The 20,720-nt window shown below is 64.4% G+C and carries 16 protein-coding genes; 4 read left to right on the top strand and 12 right to left on the bottom strand.

Annotated features, from left to right (window positions below; genetic code table 11):
• Positions 1 to 114: 114 nt before the first annotated feature.
• A complete protein-coding gene (locus ACCD03_RS11200; RefSeq protein WP_413411586.1) occupies positions 115 to 1,317 on the bottom strand; it encodes a DUF2252 family protein in 1,203 nt (400 codons plus the stop codon).
• A gap of 190 nt (positions 1,318 to 1,507) precedes the next feature.
• Here ACCD03_RS11200 and ACCD03_RS11195 point away from each other — a divergent pair, with 190 nt between their 5' ends.
• Positions 1,508 to 1,933, top strand: a complete 426-nt coding sequence (locus ACCD03_RS11195; RefSeq protein WP_413411565.1) for an HU family DNA-binding protein — start codon at positions 1,508 to 1,510, stop codon at positions 1,931 to 1,933.
• Between the two features lie 114 nt (positions 1,934 to 2,047).
• On the opposite strand, the gene ACCD03_RS11190 is transcribed toward ACCD03_RS11195, so the two are convergent.
• The 4 genes from ACCD03_RS11190 to ACCD03_RS11175 are packed head-to-tail and all read right to left on the bottom strand — an operon-like array spanning position 2,048 to position 6,394.
• Positions 2,048 to 2,665, bottom strand: a complete 618-nt coding sequence (locus ACCD03_RS11190; RefSeq protein WP_413411564.1) for a DUF2894 domain-containing protein — start codon at positions 2,663 to 2,665, stop codon at positions 2,048 to 2,050.
• A 1-nt stretch (position 2,666) separates the two neighbouring features.
• Positions 2,667 to 3,338, bottom strand: a complete 672-nt coding sequence (locus tag ACCD03_RS11185) for an OmpA family protein (RefSeq protein ID WP_316676227.1) — start codon at positions 3,336 to 3,338, stop codon at positions 2,667 to 2,669.
• On the bottom strand, positions 3,335 to 5,641 hold the full coding sequence (locus ACCD03_RS11180) for a DUF802 domain-containing protein (RefSeq protein WP_413411563.1): 2,307 nt from the start codon (positions 5,639 to 5,641) through the stop codon (positions 3,335 to 3,337). Before ACCD03_RS11180 ends, ACCD03_RS11185 begins: the two co-directional genes overlap by 4 nt.
• 18 nt (positions 5,642 to 5,659) lie before the next feature.
• Positions 5,660 to 6,394 carry a DUF3348 domain-containing protein gene (locus ACCD03_RS11175; RefSeq protein ID WP_413411562.1) on the bottom strand — a complete coding sequence of 245 codons (735 nt, stop codon included), beginning with the start codon at positions 6,392 to 6,394 and terminating at the stop codon, positions 5,660 to 5,662.
• 299 nt (positions 6,395 to 6,693) lie between these two features.
• On the opposite strand from ACCD03_RS11175, the gene ACCD03_RS11170 reads away from it, so the two are divergent.
• Positions 6,694 to 7,839 (top strand): methyltransferase, encoded by a 1,146-nt coding sequence (locus ACCD03_RS11170; protein WP_413411561.1) that lies wholly within the window; start codon positions 6,694 to 6,696, stop codon positions 7,837 to 7,839.
• Positions 7,840 to 7,848: 9 nt separating this feature from the next.
• Here ACCD03_RS11170 and ACCD03_RS11165 read toward each other — a convergent pair whose 3' ends face one another.
• Positions 7,849 to 9,111, bottom strand: coding sequence for a TIGR03862 family flavoprotein (locus ACCD03_RS11165; RefSeq protein ID WP_413411560.1), 1,263 nt, complete (start codon positions 9,109 to 9,111; stop codon positions 7,849 to 7,851).
• 217 nt (positions 9,112 to 9,328) lie between these two features.
• Here ACCD03_RS11165 and ACCD03_RS11160 point away from each other — a divergent pair, with 217 nt between their 5' ends.
• Positions 9,329 to 10,171: a class I SAM-dependent methyltransferase gene (locus ACCD03_RS11160; protein ID WP_413411559.1), complete on the top strand. Its 843-nt coding sequence runs from the start codon at positions 9,329 to 9,331 to the stop codon at positions 10,169 to 10,171.
• A gap of 63 nt (positions 10,172 to 10,234) precedes the next feature.
• Here ACCD03_RS11160 and ACCD03_RS11155 read toward each other — a convergent pair whose 3' ends face one another.
• Positions 10,235 to 11,707, bottom strand: a complete 1,473-nt coding sequence (locus ACCD03_RS11155; protein WP_413411558.1) for a diguanylate cyclase domain-containing protein — start codon at positions 11,705 to 11,707, stop codon at positions 10,235 to 10,237.
• 83 nt (positions 11,708 to 11,790) lie between these two features.
• Positions 11,791 to 11,979: a hypothetical protein gene (locus tag ACCD03_RS11150; protein WP_156158365.1), complete on the bottom strand. Its 189-nt coding sequence runs from the start codon at positions 11,977 to 11,979 to the stop codon at positions 11,791 to 11,793.
• A gap of 295 nt (positions 11,980 to 12,274) precedes the next feature.
• On the opposite strand from ACCD03_RS11150, the gene ACCD03_RS11145 reads away from it, so the two are divergent.
• Positions 12,275 to 14,515, top strand: a complete 2,241-nt coding sequence (locus tag ACCD03_RS11145; protein ID WP_413411556.1) for a M1 family metallopeptidase — start codon at positions 12,275 to 12,277, stop codon at positions 14,513 to 14,515.
• A 116-nt stretch (positions 14,516 to 14,631) separates the two neighbouring features.
• Here the strand turns inward: ACCD03_RS11145 and ACCD03_RS11140 are convergent, their stop codons facing one another.
• Genes ACCD03_RS11140 through ACCD03_RS11125 form a run of 4 tightly spaced genes read right to left on the bottom strand, consistent with a single transcriptional unit; the run spans position 14,632 to position 20,661 of the window.
• Positions 14,632 to 14,955: a P-II family nitrogen regulator gene (locus ACCD03_RS11140; protein WP_045203404.1), complete on the bottom strand. Its 324-nt coding sequence runs from the start codon at positions 14,953 to 14,955 to the stop codon at positions 14,632 to 14,634.
• Positions 14,952 to 18,101, bottom strand: coding sequence for an efflux RND transporter permease subunit (locus ACCD03_RS11135; RefSeq protein ID WP_413411555.1), 3,150 nt, complete (start codon positions 18,099 to 18,101; stop codon positions 14,952 to 14,954). The genes ACCD03_RS11140 and ACCD03_RS11135 overlap by 4 nt, the downstream gene beginning before the upstream one ends.
• Positions 18,098 to 19,318: an efflux RND transporter periplasmic adaptor subunit gene (locus ACCD03_RS11130; protein ID WP_413411554.1), complete on the bottom strand. Its 1,221-nt coding sequence runs from the start codon at positions 19,316 to 19,318 to the stop codon at positions 18,098 to 18,100. The genes ACCD03_RS11135 and ACCD03_RS11130 overlap by 4 nt, the downstream gene beginning before the upstream one ends.
• Positions 19,315 to 20,661 (bottom strand): TolC family protein, encoded by a 1,347-nt coding sequence (locus ACCD03_RS11125; RefSeq protein WP_413411553.1) that lies wholly within the window; start codon positions 20,659 to 20,661, stop codon positions 19,315 to 19,317. The genes ACCD03_RS11130 and ACCD03_RS11125 overlap by 4 nt, the downstream gene beginning before the upstream one ends.
• Between the last annotated feature and the right edge of the window lie 59 nt (positions 20,662 to 20,720).

Below are 20,720 nucleotides of genomic sequence, written 5' to 3'. Positions count from 1 at the left end.
TTGAAGTCTTGGCTGCGTACCGGAGCAGCCCATTGCCATCGATAACTTGCGATGGTCTGAATGCGTCGCCAGCAGCGTTTGTGCCCGCCAATGGATGCGTGGCAGCAAATCAGATCAATTAGCCCAGGCGCGACAGTGCTCAAGATACTGGCACTCGTGCAGCCCAAGCAGGTCGACAATCGAAGACCACAGCCAGAACGGCGCATTGATGGACCGTCCGTGACGCGCCGTCAACTCGCGGTGCCAGGCCATGGCGATATCCCTCGGCATCTGGCTGCCGTGTGCGAGGCCCACGATGTTGCCCAGATAAGCAGCCAATACCGTGGCGTCCTTGTGCTCCAGCTTGTCGACAGACAACTTCATATCTTGCGGTTGAAGCTCGCGCATGAAAAAGCTGCTGCCGAGCATGCGTCCCCATGCCATGCGATCGCCCAGGTCGGGAGAGAGACGCCGCGCGCCCGTGACCACGCGCTCGCCGTTGATCCGGGGCATATCGCCTGCGGAGGCACTGGGCGCTGCGGCTTTTCCCGACTCCTTGATGTCAATCAGCCGATACCGCGGCCCACGATCCTGGTCGACCGCGAGCAAGACGGCATAACGCCGCTGCCCGAGCGAGCTGCACCCTTTGACCCAGTACGCCGCATCCACGATGCTGACCGAGGCTTCCCCGGGCATCTCGTAAAGGCGCGCCACCAAGGCAAGCACCTCGTGCTGGCTCACGAGTTGTTTCAGTTCGCGCCGTTCTTCTCGTGAGAGCGGCCAGAAATGGCGCCCGAGAGGAATGGCGGGGGACGTGCCGTCGAGCCGGTCCTTGGCCAGTTCTTTCCACGTGCGCGCTGTCGCTGCCTTCATGGCGGTGCGCACGGATGCGGGGCGCGGCGGCAGGTGCTGCGCCGCATCCGGATCGATGCCGTGCAGATAGCCCGCCATCAGCGCTTCCACCATTCGTGCAGTCACGATGCCCGGCAGGTCGGATCCGCGAGCGGCCGTCGCCAGTGACACGCCAAGCCGGATCAGATCGTGTGCGGGATTGCCCAGTACCGTCTGGTCCAGATCCCGAATTTGTATGCGCGTGGCGCCGGAGGCATCGCCGATGGGGCCGAGGTTACCGACATGGCAATCGCCGCAAATCCAGATGACGGGCCCCTCGGGGAACGTGTGCGGCTGCACCTCGCTCAGCCACTCGTAAAACTTCACGGTGCTGCCGCGAACATACGCATGGGTCGAGCGCGTCATCTTGGATTGACGCAGCCAGGCGAGCACGGGCGCGCGATTTTTGGGGCGCACCACGCTCCGCGATGATTTTCGTTGGGCCATGCTTGTGCCGACTTGGAGTGTCTCAACTGGTTGATGAACGACCAAACCGCATGCAATAAGCATTCCCTGGCCCCCGAACAGGCGAGATAACGCCTCCACGGTGCTGAACCTTTGCTATGCTTGCTCGAAGCGCGCTGCACAGCGTTGCTTCCATTGAATGGTCAACTTTACTCAACCATCTATTCTCACTATGGCCACCAAAACCAAGACCGCTGCCAAGACCGCTGCAAAGAAGGCCTCGCCGGCTAAGAAGGCCGCTCCGGCTAAGAAGCCTGCCGCAACGGCGCCGACCCTCAAGCCTTTGAAAGACACGTTCACCAAGGCGAGCCTGGTGAGCCATCTGGCTGAACAAGCTGCCGTCGACGCCAAGGCGGTGAAGGCGGTGCTGCTCCATCTGGAGAACACCATCGTGGCTTCGCTGCACAAGAAGGGCGCCGGTGAATTCACGCTGCCGGGCCTGTTCAAGGTGACGTCGGTCAAGGTGCCGGCAACCAAGCGCCGCTTCGGCAAGAACCCCTTTACCGGCGTCGACCAGTGGTTCGAAGCCAAACCGGCAACCGTGCGTGTCAAGGTCCGCGCCCTGAAGAAGGTCAAGGACGCAGCGGTCAACAGCTAATAGCCCGCCGCAAAGAAAAAGGGAGCCTTGGCTCCCTTTTTTGCGTGCCTGCTGGTCAAAAGAACCAGCAGTGATATCGATGTCACATCTCCGACTGATTGACCGCTGGAATTCCTAGCGCGCCTTACCCCGCGCCTTGCCGCCGCTGCGGGCAGCCTCGTGGCCGCCAGCAGCCCCGTCCCCGCTCATTCGCTCCAGCCAGGAAAGCGCGTCGACATACGACAAAAACTGCCGCAGATAATCGGGTGACACCTCGCGCATCAATAGAAGTGACCGACGCACCAGACTGCTCGAATTCAGCGGACCAGCATTTACCGGCACCTTGTCCAAGGCGTCGCGCAGCTGTTTCTCGGCGCTCACGCGGGACCAGGTGTCCCGCACGTCCTCAAGAATCTTCAGCTCCGGCAATGCTTGCAGATGACGTGCAGAACGGCCTTCTGCAACACTGCCGACATTCGTGCGTTCACGGCTGGCAATGTCACGCAGCAGTTCGGCCAGCGCGCTGCCGGCAGGCGCGTCTGAGTCGGTCGCATCGGCCGTCGCCGCCGCCCGGTCGACGTCTTCTGCATAGGCAGCGACCAGCTTGACCAACCGCGCTTCGAGCATGCCCCGCACCTCGCCGGTTTGACCGGACGTGCGCCGATGCAGCGCCTCGATGAAGCAAAAGCGCACGCGGTCCAGCCGGTCCGCGCCGCTTGCGCGCCAACTGTCGAGCGTGGCTTGCGTGGACAAATCAGTGCGACTCACGGCGTCCACCGTTGGAAGCGGCCTGCCGTGGGACGGGCGCGATCTCCACACGCCGGTTCTTCGCGCGGCCGACGTCGTCCGCGTTGGAACTCACAGGCTGCTGCGAGCCAAACGCTGCTGCAAACACGCTGGACGCGGGAATGCCTTCGTCAATCAGCGCGCGCGTCACGGTCAAGGCGCGCTTGGCGGACAGCTCCCAGTTATCTGCAAACAGGCGGTTGCCGGCACGCACCTGCTGGTCGTCGGAGAACCCGCTCACCATCAGGATCTCTTCACGCGATGTGAGATACGCGGCCAGCGGCCCCGCCAGGCTCTTCATCAGCGCACGGCCCTCGGGTTGCAACTGGTCGGAATTGATCGCGAACAGCACATTGCCATTGATGCCGATACGCCCGTTGACAAGCGTTACGCGCCCGGCCGCCAGCGGGCCAGCAAGCGCCTGTTCCAGCGTCTTGCGGCGCTGGGCTTCGGCCTCGCGCTGCTTGACCTCGCTCTCCAGCTTGGACGACAGCTCCAGTTGCACGCCGATCACGCCCACCAGGATCAGCACAAACGCGCCCAGCAACACCGACATCAGGTCACCAAACGCGGCCCAAACCGGCGCGGCGGCCTCAATGCCGCCTGCGCCATCTACGCCGCCGTCAATCTCGTCGCTCATGCCGCGTCGGCCCCGGCCAGTGCGCGCTGGTCACCCAGCCGTTGCAGGTCTTCCAGGATCTGCTTCTGAGACAGCATGCTCAGGTCGATCACCTCGCGCGCCTGCGCCACGTAATAGGCAAGCTGTTCGTCGCTGCGCGTGAGCGACTTGTCGAGCGCGGCTTCAATGCGCTGGAGCTGGGCTGCAAGCTTGTCGTTCGACTCGCCAAACAGCTGCACAGCCGCACCAAAGGCCTCGCCCAGGCTCGCTACCTCGACCGCGCTGCCGGTCACCTGCGCGGCCACCGCGCCGAGCTTGCCGGTCTCGGCTTCCACCCGATCGGTAAATCGCACGCCCACGCGCTCCAGCAGATCCGCCGACGTTGCTACCAGCGCATCGACCACTGTGCGCTGCTCGGTCGATGCATGGTTGACCGCATCGAGCAGCGTTTCGAGCGTGCCCAGCAGGCGCGCACGCTCGTCCAGCATGGCGGTATCGCGCACCATGCTGTCGGACAGTTTCTGGCGCAGCTCGGCCACCACTTCCGCTGCCGCCTTGGGCGCTTCCGATGCGGCCTGCACCAGGCGAGAAATCTCGCTGATCGTGTTGTTGGCGTGCGCCTGCGTTTGCGCAGAGATGTCGCGCGCGGTTTGCGCCAGCGCATCGCAAATCTGTTGCTGACGGCTCGCGGTATCGGCGCCTGTTTTCTCCCAGGCCTCGCTCAGCTTGGCGGCCATCGTGCCGAGCGCATCGGTCCAGGCCGCCAGACGCTGCGCGTCGCGCGCTTCCAGCGCAGCTTGCAGCGTGGCATGCGACTGGCGCGACGCCTCCTGCTGCGAAGCGATATCGCGCGCGGTCTGCGCCAGCGCATTGCAGATCTCTTGCTGGCGATTTGCCGTATCGGCGCCCGCTTTCTCCCACGCCTGGCTCAGCTTCTCGCCCGTGGCGCCGAGCGCCTCGGTCCAGGCAGCGAGACGTTGCGCGTCTCGTGCTTCCAGCGCAGCTTGCAGCGCGGTATGCGACTGGCGCGACGCGTCTTGCAACGACACGGCGTGTTGCTCGAACGTGGCGGCAGCGGCCTCCAGCGCGCGCTGATTCTGGACGGCGAATTCGGTATGGGCGTGTTCTTGCCGGACAAGCGCATCGCGCCAGGCCGCAGCCAAGCCGCTTGCCGTGGCCTCCAGTCGGTCGGTTACGCCATCGAGCAACCGCTCCGAGCGTTGCTCGAATGTTTCAGCAAACCGGTCGAGCGAGGTCCCAACCTGGCCAACCAGGGCTTCGCTGGAACGTTGATGCGCCGACAGGGCGTTGTTCCAGATGCCGGAAACCGTCTCGGCCGTGGCTTCAAAGCGGGTCGACAGGCCGTCGAGCTGACGCTGCACCGCGTGGGTGACCGTTTCCTGCAGCGCAGCCGATTCACGCGCGAGCCCAGCCATCGTCGTTTCCACCACAGGCTGCAGCGCGGCGCTGGCAACGCGTGCGCTCTCCGCTGCGCTGTCCTTCAACGACTGGCCCACGGAAGACGCAAGCTGGCTGTATGTGGCTTCCGTCTTGTCGAGAAATGCCTGCTGGGCGGCGATCTGTCGCTCGCTGCTGGCCGCGCCCTGCTGCTCCAGCGACGCCATCATCGCCTGCAACCGGTCAACCAGCGCGGGCATCACATCGGATTGCCGCTGCAGAAGCTTGAACGTCTCTTCACGCTGATGCGCGTGCGAATAGATGCGCAGCGTGGTCGCGATCTTTGCGTCGAGCGCCTGCACGGCCTGCAGCCGCTCGCGCCGGCACAGCGCCGAGAGCAACCCCAGCATGGCGGACGTCGCCACGCCGGCAATCGAGGTCCCGAACGAGAACCCCAACCCCTTGATCGGGGCGGCAAGCGATGCGCGGATCGCCTGCAAGTCCGTCGCGCTCTCCAGCGCCGCGCCCGTGCCCTTGAGCGTCACCACCATGCCAAGCAGCGTGCCCAGCATGCCGAGCAGCACCAGCAGGCCCACCAGATACGGCGTCAGCGCGGGCGCAGGCAGCGCGACGCGCTCGCCTTCCACGCGCAGGCGCACGGCATTGCGCAGGCTCGGGTGCAGTTGTTCGAGCCAGGCGGCCAGATTGGTGGGTGCCTCGGACAGTCCTGCCGCGGCCTGCGTGACCGTGCCCGTGGCGTGGCGATAGCGGCGCAATTCCAGCGCGCCGGCCACGTAGGCGGCACCAATCACCAGCGTGACAGCCAGCGCGAGCAAGTTGCCACCAACGAGGTAACCGCCGGCAATCCACCCCAAGGCCGCGAGCCCGACAAAGAAAACGATGAGATTCAGGTGAAGTCTGGACATGAATGGTGTCTGTCCCGCTTAGCGGGGGCGAAGGGCTGCAAGCAACCCGTCGACCGGTTGAAAACGAACATCGAGCTCGGCCAGGAGCACGCTCTGCATATCTTTGCGGAACGCATCCAGCCAGGCGCGGGATGTGGATTGGGTGGCCTGGCCCTCTGCGGGCAACTGGGCCTGCCGCTGCTGCTCGGCCGCGCGCAAGCGCTCGAAGTACGGCCCCAGCATCGACGGAATGGCCCCCAGCAACGAACGTTCGCGGCCTGCGAGCGCTTGCTCCATGCTGGCGTCCAATACCGCAAGTCGCGCGAGGTCGGGCGTCCTGGCAGCCAGTAGGCGTCGCAGGCGGCCACGCAGGTCGCCAATTTCCAGCTCCATCGTCTGCTGCATCAGCACGTAGCGCTGCCGGAAATCGGCATAGTCGACCACCAGCGGCGCCGAAGGGCTCTGGATCGGCGCGCGTGGGCCCGTCCTGGCATCAGGCGCACAGCTGGACGCGATGGATTTCGCCAGCGCTGCACGGACACGGCCTGCGATGGTCTCGGCGTCTGGGCCCACGGGCCGCATGCCTGAGGTAATGGCGGGCGGCGTCGCGCTCAGTGCCGACGAAAGCGTGATGGCATCCGTCCAACTGAGCCATTGGCTCAACCGGTCGGAAAGTGGCTGCGCGGATGCGGAAACGTCAACGTCCGTCAGGCGAGCAAGAATGCGGATCAGCGCAGGGCCGCTGAGCGCCCTGCGTTGCTGGACGTGCGCCATGCTACGAGTGCCGAAAAAAGGCTGGAGTTTACACTGCCAGCCTCGTCGGAAAGCCGTCTTCGGGTGGCATAAGCATCACTTCTCAAGAAGAATCGCAGCGATCAGTCGGCTCGCCGGCGATATAGGGCCGCATCCTCCAGCGCATAGCGCGGCATTGGGCCTTTCCTGACATGGGTCTCCGCCGAAACCGCGTCAGTCCAGCGCTGCTCCGGTCACAGGTCCGCATTTGTGCGATCACGCCGACAGCGGTATCGTGTCGCCCACTACCGCACCCTCCCCCGCATTCCTCCCATATCCCCGTGACCGATCACCCTACCCTCACCTGGACCGACGACCGCCCTGACGCCACCAGCGACGCCGTCCATACCGCCGTCTGGCACTCCGAGGCCGGCAATCCGCCGCCCAAGCGCGTGGTCGTTGCGGACGATCGCACCACCGCCGATGCCGCCTACCGCCTCGCCTGCGAGGGCACGGCACTGCTCTGGCAGGGCGATTTCCAGAACGCGCGCCAACTGCTGCAGGCCATGTCCCGCCGCACAGACCGCAAACCACGCAAGGAAGCCACCTCGCCCATCGATGCGTTCAACCTGCACCGGCAGGCGCAATCGCAGCGCGCACGCACGCTCGGCATGCTGCTGATTCCGCTGGATGCGGATTACGCCATCCCACTGCGCCGCGCGCCCGACATGCGCGAAGCCTGCACGGAGGCCTACGGCACGGGTAGCGCCGCTTCCGTCGTCTCGCTGCGTGAGCTACTCGGCCTGATCGGCGCACATGAGTGGCGCAAGAAAGGTGTCGAGATTCCCGCGCTCGGCGGTGAGCGCGTTCACCCGCACTACGGCGTGTTCTCGCCGGTGCGGGGCGAATACATCGATCTGGTGGCGAAGGCGCCGTTGCCTTCAAAAGCGCTGGCATTCGACATTGGCACGGGCACGGGCGTGCTCGCGGCGGTGCTGGCCAAACGTGGCGTGAAGCGCGTCATCGGCACGGATCAGGACCCGCGTGCCCTGGCCTGCGCCCGTGAGAACGTGGCGCGCCTTGGGCTGCAAACCCAGGTCGATATTGTTGAGGCCGATCTGTTTCCCGAAGGCCGTGCGCCGCTGATCGTGTGCAACCCGCCGTGGCTGCCGGCACGGCCAAGTTCGCCCATCGAGCGCGCTGTTTTCGACCCAGACAGCCGCATGCTGCGCGGCTTTCTGGATGGGCTGGCCGCGCACCTGGAGCCCAACGGCGAAGGCTGGTTGATCCTCTCAGACTTTGCCGAGCATCTGGGCCTGCGCACGCGCGATGCGCTACTGGCGATGATCGACTCCGCCGGCCTGCAGGTCGCGGGCCGTGAAGACATCAAGCCGAAGCACCCGAAGGCGAGCGATGAAAACGACCCGCTCTATCAGGCCCGCGTTGCCGAAGTGACGTCGTTGTGGCGCCTGAAGGCGCGCCAATAGGCCAGCAATTCAGCGCGCCATCGTCGCCAGGTAGTCGAGCGCGCCCTGCCCCGCAGCGGCGCCGCTCGCAAAGCACGCCGTCAGCAGATAGCCGCCCGTCGGCGCTTCCCAATCGAGCATCTCGCCCGCGCAGAACACGCCGGGCAGACGCTCGATCATCAGCTTCGCATCCAACGCTTCAAACGCGACGCCGCCTGCGGTGCTGATCGCCTCGTCAATGGGTCGGGTGCGGGTGAGCCGTAACGGCAGCGCCTTGATGGCTTTGGCCAACTGGGCAAGATCGGCAAATGCTTCCTTGCTCAGGCACTCGCGCAGCAACCCGAGTTTCACGCCCGTGATGTTCAGCTTGCTTTGCAGATGGCTCGACATCGAGCGCGCGCCGCGCGGGCGCATCAGTTCATCGGCCACGCGTTGCGCGCTCCAGCCCGGCGCAAGGTCAAGCCAGATCGTCGCGCCGCCATCTGCAGCCACAGCATCACGGATGGGAGCTGACAACGCATAGACGAGACTGCCTTCAATGCCCGTCTGCGTGACCACAAACTCACCCTGGCGGAATTGCAGCGCCCCGTCAGCGCCCGACGGCAAGCCGATGGCGACCGACTTGACCGGCTGCCCCGCAAAGCGCTCCTGGAAATGCGCGCTCCAATCAGCATCGAACCCGCAGTTGGCGGGCTGCAATGGCTGCACCTGCACGCCGCGCGCCTGCAGCAAAGGCACCCAAGCGCCGTCAGAGCCCAGGCGAGGCCAACTGCCGCCGCCCATGGCCAACACCACGGCATCGGCTTGCACGAGGCGTTCAACATCGGTGGTTGCAAAACGCAGCACCTGGGCGTGGTCCGACGGCTCAGCCCATCCCACCCAGCGATGCCGCATGTGCAACTGCACGCCGGCCTCGCGCAGACGGTGCAGCCATGCGCGCAGCAATGGCGCAGCCTTCATCTCGGTGGGAAACACGCGGCCCGAACTGCCGACAAACGTATCGATGCCCAGCCCATGGATCCACGCACGCAGGGCGTCGGGGCTGAAGCGGCCAATGAACGGCGCAAGCGCCTCGCGCCGCGTGCGATAGCGGTCGAGAAACGCGTCGATCGACTCCGAATGCGTGATGTTCATCCCCCCGATGCCCGCCAGCAGGAACTTGCGTCCGGCCGACGGCATGGCGTCGAACACCTCCACACGTACACCGTTGCGCGACAGGACTTCAGCGGCCATCAGCCCGGCAGGGCCGGCGCCGATGACGGCAACGAGAGGGACTTTCGGTGTTTCAGACATGCGGCGGTGGATGGCTTACGCGGGGCGGACAAGCGGGGCGCTATTGTCACATCCTGAATGGGCGCGGGCAAACGAGGTCATGCATGACGCCCCTTTAGGGTGCGCTTGCCGTCGCCCGCCCCGCTTTTCGGTAAACTGACGCCCTCTTTCCGCTTTTTCTCCGCGCCGCCGCACCGAATCCCCTTCCGTGCGACATGTCGCCCAGGCTGTCCTGACGATGTCCAACAAGACCCACGAAATCCGCCCCAACCAGTCGATCGAACTGCTCAAGGAACTGCACATCCTGACGCGCGACGGCAAGATGAACCAGGACAGCCGGCGCAAGCTCAAGCAGGTCTATCACCTATTCCAATTCATCGAGCCGCTGATGGCCGACGTGCAGCAAGCCAAGGGGCATGTCACGCTGGTCGACCACGGCGCGGGCAAGTCTTACCTCGGCTTCATCCTGTACGACCTGTTCTGCAAAGAGCAACCCGGCGATAGCACCTCGCACATCTATGGCATTGAAACGCGTGAAGAGCTGGTCGCCAAGTCGACCGAGCTTGCCACGCGCCTGGGCTTCGAGGGGATGTCGTTCCTGAACCTGTCGGTAGCGGAGTCGATCACGTCTGACCGGCTGCCGGCGACCATCGACATCGTGACCGCACTGCATGCGTGCAATACCGCCACGGACGATGCGATCCGCTTCGCGCTGGAGAAGAAGGCGCAGTACATCGTGCTCGTGCCGTGCTGCCAGGCGGAGGTGGCCGGCGTGCTGCGCAAGAACAAGGGCAAGTCGCTCGGCAATGCCCTGACGGAAATCTGGCGCCACCCGCTGCACACACGCGAATTCGGCAGCCAGGTCACCAACGTGCTGCGCTGCCTGCAGCTTGAAGCGCACGGCTATCAGGTCAGCGTGACGGAACTCGTCGGATGGGAACACTCGATGAAGAACGAGCTGATCATCGCGCAGTACAAAGACCTGCCGCGCCGCCGCCCGACCGAGCGGCTGAACGAGGTGATCAGCACGCTGGGGCTGGGGGAACTGCACGAACGGTTTTTTGCGCCGGCTGGCGCCTGAAGAGAGGCGCGGCGGCAGCGCAATCTGTCAGTACATCGGCGCCGGGGCCAGATCCCGTGGCGGTTATGCCGGGCGTCTGCCTTCGTGCTGGATCCGCTTGTCTTCGTACATGGCGACATCGGCTTCGCGCAGCGTTTCTTCCAGGCGCCCGCCTTCGTGGCAGGTGGCGCAGCCCATCGAAAAGCCGAGCACCGCGCCCGGATAGAACTGGTTGTTGAGTTCGACCAGCTTACGCAGGCTTTCCACCAGCGCCGCACCAGCCTGTGCGTCGGCGCCGGGCAGCAGCACGGCAAACTCATCGCCGCCAATGCGCGCGGCGTGTGCGGGCTTGTCGATGGCCTTGCTGAGCACTTCGCCGGCGCGGCGCAGTAGCGCGTCGCCGGCGGCGTGGCCGAGCTGGTCGTTCACGCTCTTCAAGTCGTTCAGGTCGATCATGATGACCGTGACCGGGAAAGGGCCCTTGCGCTCCAGCCGGTTGATCTCGTCTACGTAGAACGAGCGGTTCTTCAGCTTGGTCAGCACGTCGTGCTTGCCGAGATATTCGAGGTACGACTCAGCCTTCTTGCGCGCGGTGATGTCGGTGAGCGCCAGCAGCACCATGTCCCAATCCTTCTCGCGCCCGGGGAAGACGGAGAACTGCAGGTGGATGTTCAGCGTGTTGCCATCGAGCCCATAGTTGATGACCTCGCGCTGCTGGAAGAGCCTGCCGTCCCACAGGTCAATCAATTGCTCGCGAAAGTGCGAGCGCATGTCGTCGCGAAAGATTTCCGGCAAACGGGCAAGCAAGTCGTTGCGGTTGCGTGCCTTGAACATCTCCAGCGTGAAGCCGTTGACGTCGAGCACCTGGATCTCCTGCATACAGCGCTCGACAAACTCGGGATGCACGTCGGTAAAGGTCCGGAAATCGGTGATGCCCTGCATGCGCACTTCGTCCAGCAACATCTTGATGGTGCTGAAGTTCTCCACCCACAGCGACACCGGCGCGTGCTCGAACACGCCGCGCGCATAGAGCTGGCTGGCCGCGGCACGGCGGCGGGCATCTTCGAGTTCGGTGATGTCGTCCACGGCCACAAGCACGCGGTCCCATGGCTGATCGTGATCGGGCAGGACGACGCCCTTGAGCAGGATGTCGAGGCGGCGGCCGTCGAGCGTGTAGTTGACGCTGCGGCTCTCGAACGACGGCTCGCCAGACCAGAGCTGAACGAGTTCGCCCACGTGGGCTTCGAGCATGTCGTCGCGCAGCACGTCGGCCAGGCGCGCGGTCAGGGTTTCGGCATCCGGGGCGGCGTACATGGACAACGTGCGCCGGTTCACGCGCAGCACCTTGATGCAGGCGGAACACGCCGCCACGCGTGATGCGTCCTCTTCCAGAAAGCGCTGCAGATCGGTCACGCCGGCGGCGCGCCATTGGGCAAAGAGGCGGTGCAGGTCGCTGTAATCCTCCAGCCACAATGACGTGGGGGTGACATCGAAGAAATCGATCAGGTTGACACCCACAGCCGCCGGGCTGCTGACGCTATCGGACGCGGATTGCATGAATCGCTCTACGGAAAACAGAAAACACTTTGCAAACCTTGCAAGCGTAACGGCTTTGTGTAACACCGCGCACAGCACCGGCCTCATCCGGAAGGATTACCCCCAGGCAGGCGATCCTCATTCAACTGCTGCAGCGCAATACCTTGCCGAATACCGAGAAAGTTCCCGTGCGGGATTTTCCAATCCCGCCCCGTATTTAGTTTTGCTTTATCTGACGTTGTAAAAATAGCCGCTTCAATTTTTAAGAAATTTTCACGAAGAGAGAAACGCATTTCATTTTTTCAACGCGCTTTGCAGAAGTCACCCAGCGCCCCGGGAAGTAGCCGCAGCTTTGCGCATGCGCATGCCAAAAACTGCAAATTCTCCGGCATCTTCCCTTGCACGTGATTTAAAAAACTTCGTCTCGATTCGCAGGCCGTTTCCTCCAGAATCCGTGCATCCCGTGCGCGGGTTGTGATTTGCACCGCGCAAGAAACGGGTAATTCCTTGTCCCGATTCTGCGGCCTGCCCCCACATTTTCTTTTGAGCCCTGGGCCGCCGATTCGTTTCCACCTCAGGAGAAATGCAATGCGGGATTCGACAACCCACCGTCGTACGGCCACGACACACGCCGGAAGCGCCCACGGCGCCCGGACACGTCGCTCGTTCAAGCTGGCACTTGTGGCCCAGGCTGCGGCCGCGCTGATTCTGGCCGCGTGCGGCGGCGGCGGAGATGACGCGCTCACCCCGTCCGGCGGCAAGCTGGACGCAAACGGCTCGCAGCAGCAGGGCAATACCAATACGGGCAACACCAACGCGCCGGCGCCCGCCGTGGATGCAACGGTGCCGCCGGTGGAACTGCCGGACTACATCAGGCCCGTCAACTACAAGCTGTGGTTCCGCCCGAGCGCAGACCTGAACAGCTTCTCGGGCCGGGCCGACGTGGAGATCAAGGTCACCAAGCAGACCGGCGCCGTGACGCTGGCCGTGCGCGACCTGAAGCTCGACGCCTCGCGCCTGACGCTCACGCCCACCTCGGGTAACGGGGCATCGCGCGTGCTGGTGCCGATTCCGCAATCGCAAGGCGCGTTCTACGATCTGCGCGACCCGACCGGCGACATCAAGCCCGGCAACTACGTGCTCCACATGGAATGGACGGGCACGATCAACTTCACCAAGGCTGAAGGCATCTTCAAGCTGGGCCTGCAGGCCGCAACGGGCGAGAGCTCTGACGCCATCGTCACGCAGGGCGAATCGAACTTCGCGCGCGAATGGTTCCCGAGCTGGGATGAGCCGGCCTTCCGCAACACGTTCGAGGTGACGGCGGAAATTCCGGGCGACTGGAAGGCCGTGGCCAACGGCAGGCAGACCGGCGCGACCAAACTTCCGGATGGCTATCAGCAGGTGTCGTTTGCCAAGACGCCGTCGATGCCGGCATACCTGCTGTTCTTCGGCGGCGGCAAGTTCGACATCCTGGAAGACCAGTTCACCAACCCGCTCGATGGCAGCAGCATGCGCCTGCGCTGGTGGGTACCGCCTGGCGAGGCGCACTCGGCGGTGGCCGGTATGCAGTTCACGAAGGAAGCGCTGAACCACTATTACAACTACTTCCAGATCCCGCTGCCGTTCGACAAGATGGACACCATCGTCGCCAACGACAGCTACGACAACAAGAATGCCGGCTTTGGCGGCATGGAGAACTGGGGCGCCATCTTCGAGTTTGCCGACCAGGTCCTGGTGCCGCCCGATGGCGCGCCGACGACCATCCACTCGATGGGCAAGGCGCGCTCGTTCGTTGTCGTGTCACATGAACTGGCGCACCAATGGTTTGGCGACCTGGTCACGCTGGACTGGTGGGACGACATCTGGTTGAACGAATCCTTCGCCAACTGGTTCGAGAACGTCACCAAGATCACGCTGCATCCTGAGTTCCAGGGCAACACGTGGGCCAACTACGCGGCGGTCAAGCAACGCGTGATGACGCTGGACCTGCAGCCGACGGCCGTGCCCGTTCAGCACAACCTGAGTGACAACGGGTCGATGGACTTCCTCGACAGCTTTGCCTACAACAAGGGCGGCCATGTCTTGCAGATGATCGAGAACTACGTCGGCAAGGACGCCATGCGCAAGGGCCTGCAGAGCTACCTGAACAAGTACAAGTTCGGTAACGGCACGCCGCCGCGCCTGTGGGCAGAGCTGGAAGCGGCCAGCGGCAAACCGGTGGGCAAGGTTGGCGACAGCTTCGTGCGCCAGACCGGCATGCCACTCGTGACCATCGATGCACAGTGCAATCCGGCCACCAACCAGAACGTGCTGACGATCACGCAGAAGGCCTTCCCGAACAAGAACGTCTATTCGGGCTACCAGTGGAACGTGCCGCTCACGCTGGCCTATGGCGACAACTTCGGGCAGACGCAGACCATCGTGCTCGACCAGCAGACCGCGCAGGTCACTCTGCCGACGTGCTCGGCCGTGCTGGCCAACCCGTCGGGCCTGGACTACTACGTGACCAACTACAGCCCGACGCTGTGGAGCACGCTGCTGGCGCAGGCCGGTGCCATCAACAACGACGCCGCCAAGACCAACATCGCGGGCGATGCCACGCAACTGTATAACGCGCAGCTCATCACCAAGGCGCAGTACGACCAGATCGTCGGCATCAAGAACTTCCAGCCTGCGGTGGCAACACTGGCCGCCCAGTCTGTGAAGCCGACCGGCTCGCTGCGTCCGCAAGCGGTGCAGTTGCAGGAAATGCAGTCGATGGATCGCCCAATCCACAAGTTCCGCTACGAAGGTCTCATGAAGCATCTGACCGACATCAAGCGGTAAGCGCCAAAGCAAACGGGCCGCTTCCCGTGTCTGTTGGGAAGCAGCCCGTTGCATCGTTGGCTCCTGATTTCCGGCGGACAGAGTCCGCCGTTTTTCATGCGCGCGTTACACGATTCTCAACCGGTGCGATGCAGGAAAGTGGCCTGAATCACGTCGGTCATCCAGATCGCGCTGTCGCCGGTCTGGCCGTGCTCCAGCACCTTGACGGCGCTCTCGAACAGCACGCTGGCGAGCGCGTCCGACGCAACGATATCGATGCGCACGCGCGGCACGAACTCCGTCAAGTCTTCCTTGATGGAATGCGCGCCGGCCTGGGACGCCGCCGGCGGATAGGCGTTCACCTCGCCCACCGTCATGCCCGGAAAGCCCGGGCAACTGCGCAGCGCTTCATGCATGCGTTCCAGCAGTTGCGGGCGCACTACGATGCGAATTTCCTTCATGCCTTAGCCTCCTCATCAAACCATTTGTACAGCGTGGGCAGCATCACCAGCGTGAGCAGCGTGCAGGTCAGCAGACCGCCGATCACGACGATGGCCAGTGGCCGTTGCACTTCAGAGCCGGGCCCCGTGGCAAACAGGAACGGGATCAAACCCAGCATGGCCACCGTGGCCGTCATCATCACGGGGCGGAAGCGCATGCGAGAGCCCAGCCGTACGGATTCCTCCACCGACATGCCCTGCTCGCGCAAGCTGCGGATCGTGCTGACGAGCACCACGCCATTGAGCACCGCGATGCCCCATAGCGCCACGAAGCCAACCGATGCCGGCACAGACAGGTATTCACCCGTGACAAACAGGCCGATGATCCCGCCCACCGAGGCAAACGGCAGCACCAGGATGATCAGCGTGGCGTAGCGCACTGAGTTGAACAGCAGAAACAGCAGGAAGAAGATGGCGGCCACCGTAATCGGCACGATCACCTTCAGGTGGCCCATGGCGCGTTCCATGTTCTGGAACTGACCGCCCCACTCCAGGTAGTAGCCCTCCGGCAGCTTGACCTTCTGCGCCACCGCAGACTGCAGCTCGGCCACGAAGCCGCCCAAGTCGCGGTCGCGCACATTCACGCCCACCACCACGCGGCGCTTGCCCAGTTCGCGGCTGATCTGCGCGGGGCCGTCGGTCACATCAATGCGGGCGATGCTTTCCAACGGCACCTGCGCCCCGTTGGGTGCAGCCACGATCAGGTTGCGGATGGCCTCCACGCTGCCGCGATATGTCTCCGGCAGGCGCACCACCGCGCTGAAGCGGCGCTCGCCTTCAAAGATTTCCGTGGCTTCCTTGCCGCCGATGGCGGTCTCGATCACGTTGTGTACATCGGCCGCGTTCAGGCCGTGACGCGCAATCGCCTGGCGGTCGATTGCGATCTGCAGATACTGCTGGCCCGTAATGCGCTCGACACGCATGTCCTGCGCGCCCTGGATGCCCTGCGCCACCTTGGCAATCGCCTCGGCCTTTTCGCGCAGCGTGTTCAGATCGTCGCCAAACACCTTGATGGCCACATCCGAACGCACGCCAGTCACCATCTCATCCACGCGGTCGGAGATCGGCTGCGCCATGACGATCTGCACGCCGGGCAGCACCTGCAGCGCCTTGCGCATCGCTTCGGCAATGTCGTCCTGATTCCAGCCCTTCGGCCATTCGTCGCGCGGTTTCAATGACACGATCGGCGTCGATTCGTTCTGGCCCTGCGGATCGGCCGGAGACTCGCCACGGCCCACGCCCGAGACCGCCGACTTCACGCCCGGCACCTGCATCACCAGGCGCATGGCTTCCATCTCCATGCGAATCGACTCTTCCAGCGAGATATTCGGCGCACGATTGATGCCAGGCACCACCGAGCCTTCCTTCATCTCCGGAATGAACGCAGTGCCCAGGAATGGCATCAGCGCGCCGGTAGCGAGAAACACCGCCACTGCCACGATGACAGTCTTGCGGCCGTTGTTCAGGCTCAGTTCCAGCAACCGCAGATACGGTTTTTTCATCTTCCGAATCAGCCATGTATCGTGTGCATCGTGCTCGGCGTGCGGGTCATCGCTGTGTTCGCCCTCTACGTGTTTGTGCGCCTTGGGCTTGAGCAGATACGACGACAGCACCGGCGTCAGCGTCAGCGACAGCACCAGCGAGAAGAACAGCGCAATGGCAATCGTGAAAGCCAGGGGCGCAAACATCTTGCCTTCCATGCCCTCCAGCGTCATCAGCGGCAGGAACACCAGGATGATGATGCCCACGCCAAAGATCACGGGCGTCGCCACTTCCGTCACGGCATGCAGGATGATGCGCGCGCGGCTCTCGTTCGGATCACGCGGCTTGGCGAGGTGGGCGAACGCGTTTTCCACCACCACCACGGAGCCGTCGACCATCAAGCCAATCGCGATAGCCAGCCCGCCCAATGACATCAGGTTGGCCGAGATGCCGAGCTTGTTCATTGCAATGAACGTCAGCAGCGGCGTGAGGATCAGCGTGCCGACCACGATGAGCGACGAACGGATATCACCGAGGAACAGCAGAAGCACGATCACCACCAGCACCACGCCTTCGGCCAGCACCTTGATGACGGTCTGCAATGCCGAATCCACCAAGTCCGAGCGCTCGTAGTACGGCACGATCTTCAGCCCATCGGGCAACATGCCGTCGTTGTTGATCGCCTTGACGCGATCCTGGATGCGAGCGACGACTTCCTTGGCGTTGCCGCCGCGCATCATCATCACGACGCCGCCAACAGATTCCGTCACGCCGTTCTTGACCACCGCCCCTGCGCGCACCGCCGTGCCGATCTTCACCTCAGCCACATCGCGAATCGTCAGCGGCGTGCCGTTGACCTCCTTGAGCACAATGGCGCCGATATCGTTGGTGTCACGCACCAGGCCCACGCCGCGGATCAGATATTGCTCGGCAAAGTGCGGCAGCACACCGCCGCCCGAGTTGGCGTTGTTGGCGGCCAGCGCCTCGAACACCTGCTTGACCGTCACGTTGTGGTGGCGCAGGCGTTCCGGGTTGACGAGCACCTGGTATTGCTTCTCGTAACCACCCTGCGAGTTGATCTCGGCCACGCCCGGAATCGAGCGCAGCAGCGGGCGCACCACCCAGTCCTGTGCGATGCGGCGCCGGGTGAGTTCTTCGACCGAGAGTTCCTTGTCGCCGTCATCCGGTTTGTCGAGCGTGTATTGGTACACCTCGCCCAGGCCCGTAGACACGGGGCCGAGCACCGGCGTCACGCCTGCGGGCATGCGCGACTGCACCTCGATCAACCGCTCCATCACAAGCTGGCGCGCGAAGTACACGTCGGTCTCATCGGTAAAGACGAGCGTGATGAGCGACAGGCCCGGCTTGTTGAGCGAGCGCATCTCAGTAAGCGCCGGCAAGCCGGTCATGGCCATTTCCACCGGCACGGTCACAAAGCGTTCAACCTCTTCCGGCGAGCGCCCCGGCGCCTCCGTGGCGATCTGCACCTGCACGTTGGTCACGTCCGGAAACGCGTCAAGCGAGAGCTTGCGTGCGGCGTCAAACCCGAAGAACAGCAGCACGGCAGCGATCACGGCCACCACGAGCCGCTGCTTGAGCGCGCCGCGAATCAATGCGTCGATCATGCGCCCTCCATCTCGGCGCGCTTGCGCTCGTTATTCAGATGGAAGCCGCCTTCAACGACGATGGGCTGACCGGCCTGCACGCCGGAAACGACCGGACGCACGCCGTTCGATTCATCGCCCAGCTTGACCGGCGTGAGCTGGTAGTTCGTATCGCTGGTGCGCACGAACACGTAGTCGCGGTTGTCTTCGCGCACCACGGCGGAGGTCGGCACCACCACACGTTCTTCCGGGCGCGACTGGATGATCAGCGTGGCCAGCATCGACGGCTTGAGCGCGCGCTCTGCGTTGTCGACTTCGGTACGCACCGTGACCGTACGCGTTTGCGGGTCAACAATGTCCGACACCCAGATCAGCTTGCCGACAATGCGGTCACCCGCGCCGGTGTCGATCTCCACGGCCTGGCCCGCACGCACGCCGGCGGCAGCATTCTCAGGCACTTCACCCACCACCCACACGCGCGACAAGTCGGCCACGGTAAATAGCTCGTCGGCCGGCTGCACCACCTGGCCGCGCGTCACCTTGCGCTCCACCACCGTGCCGCTAATGCTCGCCACCACGGGCGAGATCGACGACATGCCGCCCGTGCGCATCTTCGCAAGCGTGCCGGGCGACACACCCATCACGCGCAATTGGTCGACGGCCGCGCGCACTTCGGCATCGGCCATCGCCAGTTCGCTCTGGCGCTTCTGCAACTCGGCCGAGCCGATCACGTCGGCGGCCAGGAGCAGCTTGGCGCGTTCCAGCGCACGTGCCTGCAAGTCACGCTGCGCAGCGGCCTTCTGATAGGCGAGCTGCGCGGCGCCCAGTTCGGTGCTGTGCAGCTGCGCCAGGATGTCGCCCGCCTTGACGCTCTGGCCCGGCGTGGCAACCAGCTCGGTCACACGACCCGTGACGGTGGCGCCAATGCGGGCAACGCGTTGTTCGTCAAATGCGATCTGCCCCGGCACCCGCAGGCGTTCCGCAATCGGATGCTTGCCGACCGGCGCCACCTTCAGGCGCTGCACCAGCGTGGGTTGTGCAACCACGAGATTCGGATCGACGGCCTGTTGCGCGGCTTTGGCGTTGTCGACGGCGTCTTTGCCGCATGCGCCCAGCAACAACATCGCCGCCAGGGCAACGCCGGCCAGCCGGATCGAAGAAGAGAAGGAGGAAGGTGCGTTCATGGTGAGGCTGGATTCGTAAGTTCGGGAGGCAACGCGGCAGATCGGGCGTGTCATTGGGCCTCCGGCCGCAGGCGGTCAAGTTCGACGGCGGCGGTGCGCAGGTCTGCGCGTGCGGCAATCAGGTCGTTACGTGCCTGGCGAAAAACGCGCTGGGCATCGAGGTAATCGAGAATCCCGCGCTCGCCGTGGCGGTATGCGGCTTCGGCCACGCGCAGCGCCGATTCAGCCTGCTTGATGACGCCGGATTCGAGCGCGCTGACTTGCGACTCTGCAATCTCGTATTGGCGATAGGCGGATTCCACCGCCTGGCGCACACGCAACTCGCGGTCGCGCAACATGGCGCGAGCGCGTTCACGGGCGGCCACGGCTTCGCCCACCGGGCCTTCACGTCGGTCGAAGAGCGGAATCGACATCACCAGGCCCACGCGGCTGTCCTGCAGATCGGGCTGGCGATCGACCGACCCGCGCAATGCGAGTGAGGGCCAACGCTGGCTGCGCTCGTGCGCCAGCCGGGCTTCGGCCTCGCGCACGGCGGCGCGGTCGGCTTCCAGCTCCGGATGCGTGGCGAGGACCGTACTGACCAAGTCGGCCAGAGGCGGCAGATGCGCCACGGAGGGCGTCTCCGCTCCGGCATCGACATCGAACGTCAACGGCAGATCGGCGCCCACAGCGCGGCGCAGTTCCGCCAGCGCCTGTTGCACGCGCAGTGCAGCGGCCTGTTCGTTGCGCTGCGCGTTGAGCAGCTCCGCGTCGCCACGGATGAGTTCATAGCGCGGGGCTTCGCCGGTTTCCACACGCACGGCCACGCCACGGCGAATCTGCTCGACCAGCGTCACGTCTTCACGCGCGTTGCGTTGCTCGGCCTCGCGGCGCACCACGTCGTAGAAACGCAGCTTGAGATCGGCCTCCACGTCGCGCGCCTGCGATCGGGCGGTCGCCTGCGATGCCTCGTACGCAGCATCGGCGGCTTGCGTGCGGGCGGCGCGCTGCCACGGCAAATCGAGCTTTTGCGTGATCGATACGCTATTGGTGCGGCCTTCCGCCGCACCCGGCATGCGGGCACGCTGGCGGCCGGCCATCGCTTCCACCTCGGGGTTGGGCCAGGCACGCGCGGTGGCAATGCCCGCCTGCGCAGCCTGCACCTGGGCCTGCGAAGCGGCGAGCGCCGGGTGGTTGGCGCGGGCCAGCTCCAGCAACTGCGGCAAGGTGTAACGCGGCTGCGGGATGGCCTCGTCAGCGCGGGCATTGGCGGTCTGGGCACCACGTGGCGAAGGCGCCGGGGGCGCGGCGTTGGCGTGGACGGCAATTGCAGCCAGCACAGCGGAAAGAACAGCACGTCGCGACGCGCGCGCACCCGCTACGGGGCGCGGGGTGGCCGCATCCTGATTGGACAACATCCGAAATCATCCTGAAAAAGAAGAACAGGCAAGCGCAAACGTCCAGCCGGTCAACAGAC

Origin of the sequence: Ralstonia sp. Ralssp135 (genome assembly GCF_047304345.1) — a bacterium.
In the GTDB taxonomy this organism is placed as follows: Bacteria; Pseudomonadota; Gammaproteobacteria; order Burkholderiales; family Burkholderiaceae; genus Ralstonia; species Ralstonia chuxiongensis.
Note: the sequence above shows the minus strand (reverse complement) of the source record. Positions and strands in the feature narration are given on the sequence as shown.